The sequence below is a fragment of the Phenylobacterium sp. genome (assembly GCF_025351295.1).
Lineage (GTDB): Bacteria > Pseudomonadota > Alphaproteobacteria > Caulobacterales > Caulobacteraceae > Phenylobacterium.
In genome coordinates, this window is record NZ_JANXWD010000048.1 from 66,829 (window position 1) to 79,602 (window position 12,774).

The window sequence follows — 12,774 nt, forward strand, 5'->3', positions numbered from 1 at the left end:
CGCGCTCGAGGGCGCGCCTGGAGGCCAGCAAGCCTGATGCCCTGCGGAGCGTCAATCGAACCTGTGTTTCGGCCCGGACACCTGGGACAACATGTTACGCCAGAGCCTGCTCCAGGTCGGCGATCAGGTCCTGGGCGTTCTCGATGCCTACCGAGAGGCGGATCAGGCCGTCGACGATGCCGATGCGGGCGCGGGTCTCGGCCGGGATCGAGGCGTGGGTCATGATCGCCGGGTGCTCGATCAGGCTCTCCACCCCGCCAAGGCTTTCGGCGAGCGTGAACAGCCGCGTGCGCTCCAGCATGCGGCGGGTCCCGGCCAGGTCGCGGTCGAGCACGGCGGTGATCATCCCGCCGAAGCCGTTCATCTGCTTCCTGGCCAGCGCATGCTGCGGATGGCTGGGCAGGCCGGGGTAGATCACCTTGGCCACGTCGGCGCGGCCCGCCAGCCATTCGGCGATGACCTGGCCGTTCTCGCAGTGCCGCTGCATGCGGATCGCCAGCGTCTTCATGCCGCGCAGGGTCAGGAAGCTGTCGAACGGCGAGGCGATGGACCCGATGGCGTTCTGCAGAAAGGTGAGCTTGTCGCGCAGGTCCGCGTTCTCGCCCACCACCAGCGCGCCGCCGACGATGTCGGAGTGGCCGTTGATGTACTTGGTGGTCGAATGCATCACCACGACGATGCCCAGTTCCAGCGGGCGCTGGACGTAGGGGCTGGCGAAGGTGTTGTCGGCCGCGGTCATCACGCCGCGCCGCTTCGCCAGGGCGGCGATGGCCTCCAGGTCGCACAGCCGAAGCAGCGGGTTGGTCGGCGTCTCCACCCAGATAAGCTTCGTGCGCGGCGTGATCGCCGCCTCGATGGCGGCCAGGTCCGCCAGGTCCACGAAGCTGAACCCGATCCCGGCCGAGCGCCGCCGCACCTTGTCGAACAGCCGGAACGAGCCGCCGTAAAGGTCCTCGCTGGCGATCACCTGGTCGCCGGCGTCCAGGGTCTCCAGCAGGGTGGCGATGGCCGCCAGGCCGGAGGCGAAGGCGTAGCCCTTGGTCCCGCTCTCCATGTCAGCCAGGCCGCGCTCCAGGGCGAAGCGGGTCGGGTTCTGGCTGCGCGAATATTCAAACCCCTGGTGCACGCCCGGCGAGGACTGCGCATAGGTCGAGGTGGCGTAGATCGGCGGCATGACCGCGCCGGTCGAGGGATCGTGCTGCTGGCCGCCGTGGATCGCGCGGGTGGCGAAATCCAGCCGGTTCCTGCCGTGCCCCCCATGGTCGTCGCCGTCGTCTTCGATATCGTCTGTCACGCCGCGCGCCTCAGATAGTTGATCAGGTCGATGCGGGTGATCAGGCCCAGGAAGTCCCGGCCCTCGAGCACGATCGCCACCTCGTCACGCTCGAATATGGGGATCAACCTGTCCAGGGGCTCGGCGGCCTGCAGCGTATGCAGCTTGGCGGTCATGGCGGTCGAGACAGGCTGCCGGAAGCGGGCGTCCTGGCGACGGTCCTCGACGGCCTCCAGCAGGTCGCTCTCGTCGATCAGCCCGATCAGCCGACCGTCGTCCAGCACCGGCAGCTGGCTGACATCGGCCTGACGCATGCGGTTGTAGGCGGTGAGCAGGGTGTCCTGCGGCCCCACGGTGACGGCGTCGCCGGGCGTCCGCGCGATCAGGTCGCGCAGGTCGCCGTGCAGCTCGCGATGCATCAGCCCCTGCTCGGCCACCCAGCTGTCGTTGTAGACCTTCGACAGGTAGCGCGAGCCCGTGTCACAGACGAGGGTGACGACCCGCTTGGGCTCGGTCTGGTCGCGGCAGTATCGCAGGGCGGCGGCCAGCAGGGTGCCCGAAGACGAGCCCGCCAGGATGCCGGCCTTGGTCAGCAGCAGGCGCGCGGTGGCGATGCTCTCGGTGTCGGAGATCTCATAGGCCTTGGCCACCAGGGTGAGGTCGCAGTTGTCGGGGATGAAATCCTCGCCGATCCCCTCGACGACCCAGGATCCCGGCTCCACCGTCTCGCCGCGCTCCACCAGCGGCGCCAGGATCGATCCCACCGGATCGGCCAGCACCATCTTCGTCTTTGGCGAGGCTCTGGCGAAGAAGCGGCCGAGGCCGGTCAAGGTGCCGCCAGACCCCACGCCCACCACCACCGCGTCCAGGTCGCCGGCCATCTGCTCGAGGATCTCCGGGCCGGTGGTCTCCTCGTGCGCCCTCGGGTTGGCCGGATTCGAGAACTGGTTGATGAAGACGGCGTTGTTCAGCTTGGCGGCGATCGCCGCGGCCAGGTCCTGGTAGTACTCGGGATGACCCTTTCCGACGTCGGAGCGGGTGATCCGCACATCGACGCCCATGGCGCGCAGATGCTGGATCTTCTCCCGCGCCATCTTGTCGGGCACCACCAGCAGCAGCTTGTAACCCTTGAGGATGCCCACCTGGGCCAGGCCCAGGCCGGTGTTGCCGGCGGTGGCCTCGACGATGGTGCCGCCGGGCTTGAGCGTTCCGTCCTGCTCCGCCGCCTCGATCATCGAGCGCGCGATGCGGTCCTTGATCGAGCCGCCGGGATTGGCGCTCTCCAGCTTCACGAACAGCCGGCAGGGGCCGGTGTCGAACCCCACGAGCTCCAGCATCGGCGTGCGGCCGATCAGGTCGAGGGCGGAGGCCGCGGGCGGCGGCAGGGGCTGGGCGGTCAAGGGATATCCTGGTCGAGGCGCGCTGGCGCGGTGGGCGCATAATTGCGCAACGCGCTCATGAAGGGAAACGCACAACCCGCAAACCCCCGCCCGTCGGCAAGAACGGTTCCGCTTCGCTGGCCTGCGGACCAAACGCGAAGCGTCCGGCGCCGGTCGGACTTCACACCCGCAGGCTGGCGGGGGTCAGATCGCCAGGCGCCGGCGGCTGCGCAGGGCCGCGCCCGCCAGGCCGAAGCCCGCGATCATCAGCGCCCAGCTGGCCGGCTCCGGGACCGCGGCGAAGTCGTGGTCGGCGCAGGCGGTCGTTCCCTTGTCGACGCAGATGGTCAGCGCCCCGCCGTTGTCGGCGAAGATGTCGTCGTTGACCCCGAACTGCAGGCGCGTGGCGCCGGCCGCGCGCGTCCCGAAGTACTCGATCTGCTGCACGCCGCCGGCCAGGACCGAGCCGACGGAGAAGACGCTCTGCACTTCCCCAAGGTCGTTGGCGGTGGCCCCGATCAGGGCGTTCAGAAACAGGCCCTCATTCGGATCGGCGCTCCATTCGCCGGGCAGGTAGTGGCCGGGGAAATGATTGCCGCTGCTGCCTGGGTCGTCGTCCTTGAAGGGCGATGCGACATAACCGGTGTTCGTGGCGATGCTGCAGGCGCCGCCGCAGAACGCGTCGGTCGTCCCCTTGATGTAGAGCACGTGGAAGGTGTCGCCGACCCCGATCCCCAGGTCGGCGAAATTGAACACCGCCGGACCGGCGCCGTCGTTCACCCCAAACATGTAGGCGTCGTTCAGCCCGCCGGTCGCCCACTGCCAGGGCTGGGCCTTGCCCGATACCGTAAGGCCTTCGAAATCCGCCGCGCTCGCTGCGCCCGCCAGGGTCAGGGCCGCAAACGCCCCCAGGATCAACCGTCGCATCTGTGGCACTCCCGTTGGGTCGCCAGCCTCATGTCAGCGGGCGATATTATGGTTAACCAGATATTGCTCAGGTTTTTTCACTTTCGAAAACAATGTTCTCTCTAGAGGCGATTTCCACTTCAAAGGGGCGGCGATCCCGTCGCGGGCGGCGCCCCGAACTGTAACCCTTCTGCTACCGTTCAGTACGCGAATAGGGTGGGTCGCGGCGCCAGGTTGACGGTGGTTGCGCGGCGCTTGCCCGCTGGCGGCCAAGTCGGAGACAGATGTTGAAGAAACTCGTTCCCCTGGTGGCCCCCCTGGCGGCCGTGGCCGCGTTGCTGGCCGGCTGCCAACCGACCAAGCCCGCCGCGCCCAAGGCCGAGGCGTCCGCGACGCCGAAGTTCAACGTCGACCTGCCGATGACCGAGTTCATGGGCCACGTCGTGGACCCGGCGTCGTTCATGTACTGGAAGGGCTCCGGGACCGAGGAGACGGCGAACGGCACGAAGGACCTGTCCCCGACCACCGACGAAGGCTGGGACGTGCTGGTCAGCGGCGCCAGCATCCTGATGGCCGCCGGCAACGAGCTGCAGCTGGACGGGCGCCGCCGGGCGCCGGAGGCCGACTGGAACAAGTGGGCCCAGATGCTCACCGACCGCGCCGTCATCGCCCGCGCCGCCGCGGAGAAGCACGACAAGACGGCGGTCTTCGAGGAGGGCGCCAAACTCTATGAGGTGTGCGTCTCCTGCCACGAGGAGTATGTGATCCAGCCGATGATCAAGGCCAACGGCCCCGCCAAGGGCAACCCCCTGCCCCAATGGCCCGCCGACATGGCCGCCAAGATGAAGGCCTACAATGACAAGGGCGGGAAGTAGAACCGGTCCAGCTACCCACCCAAGCCGCCGGCCCCGCTCCTCACCCGTGGGGGAAGGGCTTCAGCGTGGCGACAGGGTATGGCGGCGTCAGATCAACACCGCTTCGGCGAGCAGCCGGCCCACGTTCCTGCCATCTCGACCTCCAGGACTACGGCGCGAGTCTGGGCGACCGGCCCGCGCGTCCATCAAGAGCCGCCATAGCGCGTGACCGATCCGATCCGAGGCGCCTATGGTGCCGCCCAAGACGCGGGGCGACGGGCGTACGAGGGAGCGGGGTTCCGGTGACGGTTGACACATTCACGGCGAACCCGGCGAAGGCGGACCTCGAGCCGTCCGCGGCCCAGCGCCTGTCGACGTGGCTGAGGAACTACCGGCCGCTGGTTGGCGTGCCCGACGAGCTGTTCGACGCCGGCGGCCGGCCGCGCGACCACTGGCTGAGTTTCCTGGGCGACTTCGCCGAATATCCGGAAGCCGACTTCAAGATCCGCTTCGACCTGGCCAACCGCCACATCCGCGACTCGGGCGCCTCCTACCGCATCTATGGCGAGGAGAACGAGCGCAGCTGGCCGCTCAACCCCCTGCCGCTGATCCTGGGCCAGCGCGAGTGGAACGAGATCGCCGCCGGGGTGGCCCAGCGCGCCCATCTGGTCGAGGCCCTGTTGCAGGACATCTACGGCGAGGGGCGGCTGGTGGCCGAGGGCGCGCTGCCGGCCGCGGCGCTCACCGGCAGCACCGACTTCCTGCGGGCCATGCGCCGCGTGAAGCCGGTGGGCGGCCGCTACACCCAGATCTACGCCGCCGACCTGGGCCGGGGGCCCGACGGCCGCTGGTGGGTGCTGGACGACCGCACCCAGGCGCCCTCGGGCTCGGGCTATGCGCTGGAGAACCGGCTGGTGCTCTCCCGAGCCTATCCGAACCTCTACAACGCCATGAACGTGCAGCGCCTGGCGCCCTTCTTCGACGGCCTGCGCCAGGGGCTGTCGAGCGCCGCCGACCGCAGCGATCCGCGCATCTGCCTGCTGACCCCGGGGCGCTTCAGCGAAAGCTATTTCGAACAGGCGCACCTGGCCCGCTACCTGGGCTTCCTGCTGGTCGAGGGCGACGACCTGGTGGCGCGCGACGGCAAGGTCTACGTGCGCACCATCGCCGGGCTGAAGCGCGCCGACGTGATCCTGCGCCGCGTCGACGCCGACTTCATCGACCCGCTCGAGCTCAACAGCGCCTCGCGCCTTGGCACGCCCGGCATGCTGGAGGCGATCCGCGCCGGCGGGGTGGCGGTGCTGAACCTGCCCGGGAGCGGGGTGATCGAGAGCAAGTCCCTGATGGGCTTCCTGCCGCGCCTCTGCCGCCGCCTGCTGGGCGAGGACCTGAAGATGCCCAACATCGCCACCTGGTGGTGCGGCCAGCCGCGCGAACAGGAGCTGGTGGAGAGCAACTTCAACACCCTGGCCATCGGGCCGGCCTTCAACGGCGCGGTCGGCGGGGAGGGCCTACTGAGCGCGCCTAGCCTGACTTCGGACATGTCGGAGGTCGAGCGCCGTTCGCTGCGGGCGCGGATGGCCGACCGGCCGATCGACTTCGTCGGCCAGGAGGTGGTGCAGCTCTCCACCATGCCCGTCCTGCGCGACGGCCGGCTGGAGCCGGCGCCCTTCGTGCTGCGGGTGTTCGCCGCCTGGACGCCGGACGGGATCAAGATCATGCCCGGCGGCTTCTGCCGCACCTCCGACCGTACCGACGCGCGCGCCATCTCGATGGGCGAGGGGGCCAACACCGCCGACGTCTGGATCATCGATGACAAGCCGGTGGAGCGGATCAGTCTGATGGCCAGCCGCGACGACGTGAAGGTCCGCCGCATCCTGGGCCACCTGCCCAGCCGCGCCGCCGACAACCTGTTCTGGCTGGGCCGCTACGTGGAACGCGCCGAGGGGACGCTGCGCCTGGTCCGCGCGCTGTGCACCAGCCTGATGGACACCGAGTCCGCGGCGCGCACCGAGGGCGACGCCCTGGACAGCCTGCAGCACCTGCTGGTCAATTGGGGCGCCCTCAGCCCTTCGGCGGTCGGCAGCCGGGCGCTGGACGTGGCGCGCTCCAGCCTGCACGACACCAATGCCTTCGGCTCGGTGATCAACCTGGTCCGCTCGGCGCAGCGCACCGCCTCCAGCATGCGCGAACGGCTCTCCGCCGACTTCTGGGCCCTGCTGCTGGACCTGGAGGCCGAGATGGCCAGCGGCGCGGACGGCATCTTCTCCGAGGCCCAGGCGCTCCGGCAGGCCGAGGACGCCCTGCAGATCCTGGCCGGCCTTTCGGGCCTCGCGTCGGAGAACATGAATCGGGTGGCCGGCTGGCGCTTCCTGGACATGGGCCGTCGGATCGAGCGGGCGGTGAACACCTGTGCGCTCGCCCGCATCCTGGCCCACGACGAGGCCACCACCGACGACCTGGACCTGCTGCTGGACCTGGTCGACAGCCAGATCAGCTACCGCGCCCGCTACCTGGTCGGCCTGGCCCTGGTCCCGGTGCGCGACATGGTCATGCTGGACCCGTACAACACCCGCTCTCTGGCCTTCCAGGTCGCGGTCCTGAAGGAGCACCTGGCGGTGCTGCCTTCGTTGCAGGAGGACGGGATGCTCGAGGAGCCGGGCCGCGTCCTGCTGCCGCTGGCCGCCCAGGTGGAAACCGAGGACGCCGCCCACCTGGGCCCCGCCAAGGTGCAGGAATTCGAGCGGGAGCTGATGCGGTTCTCCGCCGCCATCGCCGACCGCTTCTTCCTGCAGGGCGCCAGCGCCGTGCCGACCGTCAAGCTGATGGGGCTCGCGTGATCTACGGCCTGCGCCACCGCACGACCTATGCCTACGGCAACTCTGTCAGTTTCGCCCGCTGCGTCCTGCGCCTGATCCCGAACTCGTCACCGGGCCAGACGGTGCTGAAGACGGCGCTCACGGTCACGCCGGAGCCGTCGGTCCGCGAGGAGCGTATCGGGCCGTTCGGCGAGACCGTGGTCACCGTGATCATCGACAAGCCGCACACGTCCCTGGTCATCGAGGCCAATTCCCGTGTCGACGTCCACGCCCCGCCGCTGCCCAACGCCTCGGCCAGCCTGCAGTGGGAGGTGGTCCGCGGCGCCGCCTTCTCCTCCAGCGGCCTGGAGGCCAACGGGCCGGCCGCCTTCCTCTACCCGACCCGGCGCACGCCCAAGCTGGCGATGATCACCGACTATGCCCGGCAGAGCTTCCCGCCCGGCCGCCCGATCGTCGAGGCGACGTCGGAGCTGATGCGGCGCATCCACGCCGACTTCAAATACGACCCCGGCGCCACCGAGGTCTCGACCCCGGTGCTGGAGGCTTTCAACGCCCGCCACGGGGTCTGCCAGGATTTCTCCCACATCATGATCACCGGCCTGCGGGGCCTGGGCCTGCCGACCAGCTACATCTCCGGCTACCTGCGCACCATCCCGCCGCCCGGCCAGCAACGCCTGGAAGGCGCCGACGCCACCCACGCCTGGGTCACCGTCTGGTGCGGCGAGGGCGTCGGCTGGATCGGCTTCGACCCCACCAACGCCATCCTCGCCCAGAACGATCACATCGAGCTGGGCGTCGGGCGCGACTATTCCGACGTGGCGCCCATCGACGGCATCATCCTGGCGTCGGGCAAGCAGGACCTGACCGTTGAGGTGGACGTGATCCCGGAGGGTGAGGACTGAGCCGCTACCTCCCGACCAGCCCGGCGATGGCCTGAGCCGCGCGGCGCGACGGGCGCTCGTCGGTCACCGAGAAGGTCTGCGCGAACCCCTCTTCCTGGGCGGGCCGGAAGGCCGGGTGCGAGGCCGCCGCGTCGTCCAACGCCAGGAACAGCGCGTCCAGCCGATCGACCACCGGCCCGAACCGCCAGTGCCGGAAGCTCTCGTCGTCCCGCCACGGGGTCTGCCGTGGGTTCAGGAACAGGCAGGGGCGCGGCTGGCGGAGGAACTCGTAGATCTGGCTGGAGACGTCGCCGAGGTAGAGATCGGCCGCCTGCACATAGGTCATGTCGATGGCCGCCGGGGTGTCGCCCAGGTCGATGTGGATGCCGGGGTGGCCGACATAGGCCGCCAGCGCCTGGACGTCGCGGGCTGGCCGGCTGCCGAACAGGCGCAGGTGCGGGGCGAAGATCAAGTTGTAGCGGTCCTGGCTCGCGAACCGCTCCAGGATCCCGCGGCCCCAGGCCGGCCACGACCCGAGGGTCGCCGAGAAGTGGGGGTTGTAGAGCACCGTCGGGCGGGCCCGGGCAAACAGCCGGGGCGGGGCCGGCTGCAGCCGGTCGATGAAGTCGAATTTCGGATAACCGACCACCGCGCAGCGCTGCGGCTCGACCAGGCCTTCGGCGACCATCCGGTCGCGCTGCTTAGGGCCGGCGGCGAACACCAAGTCGAACCGGCGCAGCCGGGGCTCGAACGGCCCGGCGCGGTCACCCGCGCCGTGCTGGGTGTAGACCAGCCGGGCCCGCAGCCCCAGCCGCCGCAGCAGGGCGGTGGTGCGCTCCGGCGCGACGATGACATCGTAGCCGGCCAGGGTGGGCGCGTTGGCCGCCAGCATCGGGACCTTCATCGGCACCCCGTCCGACCCGTGCAGCGCCCGCAGCCAGGCCGGGCCCAGCAGCCGCCAGCCAAGCTCGGCGGCCCCTAGGCGCCCGGCCGCCTCACGCGCATAGGCCAGCACCTCGGCGCTGGTCACGGCGACATCCACGGCGATGTCCGGCCGCGCGCGGGCCAGCTCCATGGCCACCGAGAGGCTGTGCGGCACATGGTGCGCCTGGGCGATGTAGAGGAAGCAGACCCGCGGCCTCGCCGTGGCGGCGTCGCGCGTTTGCATCCCCGGACCTCCGCCGATGTTTCCCCAGGGGGCACGCCGCCCAGGTCTAGCGTACCGGCCGGGATCTTGAACTTCGCTGGCGCACCCGACACGATTCGAACGTGTGACCTTTGCCTTCGGAGGGCAACGCTCTATCCAGCTGAGCTACGGGTGCGTCTTCAGCGGAGGGTGTCTCTAGCCGAAAGGACGCGCCGCCGCAAATGGTCAGGCCGTCCCGGTGATCCCGTCCCAGAACTTCTTGGCCTTGCCGGTGAAACCCGCGGACTTGGGATGCTGCTGCTCGCCGCAGAGGCCGGCGAATTCGCGGATCAGCTCCTGCTGGCGGGCGGTCAGGCGGGTGGGGGTCTCGACGAACAACTCAACCACCAGATCGCCGCGTTCGCGCGACCGCAGCGAGGGCATGCCGCGGCCCTTCACGCGCACGGTCTTGCCGGTCTGGGCGCCGTCCGGGACCCTGACCGACAGCTTGCACTGGCCGTCGCAGGTCTCGCCGCCCATGAGGCACGGCGCGTCGATCTCGCCGCCCAGCACGGCGGTGGCCATCGGCACCGGCACGGTGCACAGCAGGTCCAGGCCGTCGCGTTCGAACAGCTCGTGCGGCTTCACCGAGATGAAGATGTAGAGGTCGCCGCGCGGCCCGCCGCGCTGGCCCGCGTCGCCCTCGCCGGCGAGGCGGATGCGGGCGCCGTCGTCGACGCCGGCCGGGATGCGGACGGCCAGCGTGCGCTGCTTGCGGATCTGGCCCGCGCCGCGGCACTCGACGCAGGGGTCCATGACCATCCGGCCCGAGCCGCCGCAGCGGGGGCAGGCGCGCTCGATGGAGAAGAAGCCCTGGCTGGCCCGCACGCGGCCCTGGCCGTGGCAGGTGGTGCATTGGGTGGGACTGGTGCCAGGCTTGGCGCCGGAGCCGTCGCAGGCTTCGCAGAGCAGCGTCGCCGGGACCGTGATCTCCACCTCGGCGGAGGCGTAGGCCTGCTCCAGGGTGATCTCCAGGTCGTAGCGCAGGTCGTTGCCGCGGGCCGGGCCGCCGCGCTGGCGACCGCCGCCGCGCCCGCCGAACATGTCGCCGAAGACGTCGCCGAACACCTCGTTGAAGATGTCGTGCACGTCGTGGAACTGGCCGCCGCCGGCGCCGCCCTGGCCGTTCACGCCCGCATGGCCGAAGCGGTCGTAGGCCGCGCGCTTCTGCGGATCGCTCAGGATCGAATAGGCTTCGTTGACTTCCTTGAAGCGGCCCGAGGCCTCTTCGCAACCGCCGTTGCGGTCGGGATGGTGTTCCATCGCCTGCTTGCGAAAGGCGGCCTTCAAGGCGCCGTCATCGCAGCCGCGATCCACGCCCAGGATTTCGTAATAGTCCCGCATGAGACGTCAGACGCTCGGATCTGTTTGAAGGAGGATGGATAGACCCTCGCTCGACTGCAAGGCCTTAACCGAGCGAGCGAGGGTCCCGTTGTCCCGCGAAGGCGACGTCCCCAGAGCCCGCTCATAACATGGGGTGCTCAGAGGGGCCATGGAGTGCGTTGTCACGCCGACTTCTTCTCGTCGCCGCCGGACCCGTGGGTTCCCCCATGGGCTCCATCGACTTCCTCGAACTCCGCATCGACCACGTCGTCCACGGCATGCCCTTCGGCCGAGGCTTCGGCGCCGTCGCCGGCCTCGCCCTGCTGGGCCTTGTACATGGCCTCGCCCAGCTTCATCGAAGCCTGGATGAGGGTCTGGGTCTTGGCCGAGATGGTCTCGGCGTCGCTATCGTCCAGGTTGGCCTTCAGGTCGTCGAGCGCCGTCTGGATGGCCTGCTTCTCATCGGCCGAGACCTTATCGCCGTGTTCGGCGAGCGCCTTCTCGGACGAGTGGATGACCGCGTCGGCCTGGTTCTTGGCCTCGACGGCCGCCTTGCGCTTCTCGTCGTCGACCTTGTTGGACTCGGCTTCCTTGACCATGGCGTCGATGTCCGCGTCCGAAAGGCCGCCGTTGGCCTGGATGCGGATCGACTGTTCCTTGGAGGTGGCCTTGTCGCGGGCCTGGACGTTGACGATGCCGTTGGCGTCGATGTCGAACGTGACCTCGACCTGCGGGATGCCGCGCGGCGCCGGCGGGATGCCGACCAGGTCGAACTGGCCCAGCATCTTGTTGTCGGCGGCCATCGGGCGTTCGCCCTGGAAGACCCGGATGGTCACGGCCGACTGGTTGTCGTCAGCCGTCGAGAAGGTCTGGCTGCGCTTGGTCGGGATCGTGGTGTTGCGCTCGATCAGCGGGGTGAACACGCCGCCCAGCGTCTCGATGCCGAGCGTCAGCGGGGTGACGTCCAGCAGGAGGACGTCCTTGACCTCGCCGCCCAGCACGCCGGCCTGGATCGCCGCGCCCAGCGCCACGACCTCGTCGGGGTTCACGCCGGTGTGCGGCTCGCGGCCGAAGAAGGCCTTCACCGTCTCAACCACCGCGGGCATGCGGGTCATGCCGCCGACCAGGATCACCTCGTCGATGTCGCTCTTTTTCAGACCGGCGTCCTTCAGTGCCTGTTCGCAGGGACCGATGGTGCGCTTGATCAGGTCCTCGACCAGGCCTTCCAGCTTGGCGCGGGAGATCTTGATGTTCAGGTGCAGCGGACCCGACGCGTTCATCGAGATGAAGGGCAGGTTCACCTCGTACTGGGTGGTGAAGGAGAGCTCCTTCTTGGCCTTTTCGCCCTCTTCCTTGAGGCGCTGCAGGGCCAGCTTATCCTTGCGCAGGTCGACCGAGTTTTCCTTTTTGAACTCGTCGGCCAGGAAGTCGACGATGCGCATGTCGAAGTCCTCGCCGCCCAGGAACGTGTCCCCGTTCGTCGACTTGACCTCGAACACGCCGTCGCCGATCTCCAGCACCGACACGTCGAAGGTGCCGCCGCCCAGGTCGTAGACCGCGATCTTCTTGCCGTCGTTCTTGTCGAGGCCGTAGGCCAGCGCGGCGGCCGTCGGCTCGTTGATGATCCGCAGGACTTCGAGGCCGGCGATCTTGCCGGCGTCCTTGGTGGCCTGGCGCTGAGCGTCGTTGAAATAGGCCGGGACGGTGATCACCGCCTTCTCGACCTTCTCGCCCAGGAACGCCTCGGCGTCCTGTTTGATCTTCTGCAGGATGAAGGCGCTGATCTGCTGGGGCGAATAGTCCTTGCCGTGGGCGCGCACCCAGGCGTCGCCGGTGGAGCCCTTGACGATCTGGTAGGGCACCATGTGGCGGTCCTTCTCGACCACCGGGTCGTCGTAGGGCCGGCCGATCAGGCGCTTGATGGCGAACAGGGTGTTTTCCGGATTGGTGACGGCCTGGCGCTTGGCGGGCTGGCCAACCAGGCGCTCACCGTCTTCCAGAATGCCGACCACCGAGGGGGTGGTGCGGACGCCCTCGGCGTTCTCGATCACCTTGGGGGCTTTGCCGTCCATGATGGCGACGCAGGAATTGGTCGTGCCAAGGTCAATACCGATAATCTTGCTCATGAGATCTCTGTCTCGCTCCTCAAATGG

At 69.0% G+C, this 12,774-nt stretch carries 9 protein-coding genes and 1 tRNA gene; 3 read left to right on the forward strand and 7 right to left on the reverse strand.

Features of this window, described 5'->3' with window-relative positions; all coding sequences use genetic code 11:
- Positions 1-94: 94 nt before the first annotated feature.
- The 3 genes from Q0R13_RS07790 to Q0R13_RS07800 all read right to left on the reverse strand — a co-directional run bounded on the left by Q0R13_RS07790 (position 95) and on the right by Q0R13_RS07800 (position 3,579).
- On the reverse strand, positions 95-1,294 hold the full coding sequence (locus Q0R13_RS07790; RefSeq protein ID WP_293901944.1) for a cystathionine gamma-synthase: 1,200 nt from the start codon (positions 1,292-1,294) through the stop codon (positions 95-97).
- The gene (locus Q0R13_RS07795; RefSeq protein ID WP_293901947.1) at positions 1,291-2,673 is read right to left on the reverse strand and encodes a cystathionine beta-synthase; all 1,383 of its coding nucleotides are present in this window, start codon (positions 2,671-2,673) and stop codon (positions 1,291-1,293) included. The genes Q0R13_RS07790 and Q0R13_RS07795 overlap by 4 nt, the downstream gene beginning before the upstream one ends.
- Positions 2,674-2,856: 183 nt before the next feature.
- Positions 2,857-3,579 (reverse strand): PEPxxWA-CTERM sorting domain-containing protein, encoded by a 723-nt coding sequence (locus Q0R13_RS07800; protein WP_293901950.1) that lies wholly within the window; start codon positions 3,577-3,579, stop codon positions 2,857-2,859.
- Positions 3,580-3,842: 263 nt separating this feature from the next.
- On the opposite strand from Q0R13_RS07800, the gene Q0R13_RS07805 reads away from it, so the two are divergent.
- The 3 genes from Q0R13_RS07805 (at position 3,843) to Q0R13_RS07815 (ending at position 8,133) form a co-directional block, all read left to right on the forward strand.
- A complete protein-coding gene (locus Q0R13_RS07805; RefSeq protein ID WP_293901953.1) occupies positions 3,843-4,433 on the forward strand; it encodes a hypothetical protein in 591 nt (196 codons plus the stop codon).
- Between the two features lie 281 nt (positions 4,434-4,714).
- Complete coding sequence (locus Q0R13_RS07810) at positions 4,715-7,252, forward strand: circularly permuted type 2 ATP-grasp protein (RefSeq protein ID WP_293901956.1); 2,538 nt, start codon at positions 4,715-4,717, stop codon at positions 7,250-7,252.
- The gene (locus Q0R13_RS07815) at positions 7,249-8,133 is read left to right on the forward strand and encodes a transglutaminase family protein (protein WP_293901959.1); all 885 of its coding nucleotides are present in this window, start codon (positions 7,249-7,251) and stop codon (positions 8,131-8,133) included. Before Q0R13_RS07810 ends, Q0R13_RS07815 begins: the two co-directional genes overlap by 4 nt.
- A 4-nt stretch (positions 8,134-8,137) precedes the next feature.
- On the opposite strand, the gene Q0R13_RS07820 is transcribed toward Q0R13_RS07815, so the two are convergent.
- The 4 genes from Q0R13_RS07820 to dnaK all read right to left on the reverse strand — a co-directional run bounded on the left by Q0R13_RS07820 (position 8,138) and on the right by dnaK (position 12,747).
- Positions 8,138-9,280, reverse strand: coding sequence for a glycerophosphotransferase (locus tag Q0R13_RS07820; protein WP_293901962.1), 1,143 nt, complete (start codon positions 9,278-9,280; stop codon positions 8,138-8,140).
- A gap of 77 nt (positions 9,281-9,357) precedes the next feature.
- Positions 9,358-9,434 (reverse strand) — tRNA-Arg (locus tag Q0R13_RS07825).
- 50 nt (positions 9,435-9,484) lie between these two features.
- On the reverse strand, positions 9,485-10,642 hold the full coding sequence (dnaJ, locus tag Q0R13_RS07830; protein ID WP_293901964.1) for a molecular chaperone DnaJ: 1,158 nt from the start codon (positions 10,640-10,642) through the stop codon (positions 9,485-9,487).
- A 161-nt stretch (positions 10,643-10,803) separates the two neighbouring features.
- Positions 10,804-12,747, reverse strand: a complete 1,944-nt coding sequence (gene dnaK / locus Q0R13_RS07835; RefSeq protein ID WP_293901967.1) for a molecular chaperone DnaK — start codon at positions 12,745-12,747, stop codon at positions 10,804-10,806.
- Positions 12,748-12,774 lie beyond the last annotated feature (27 nt).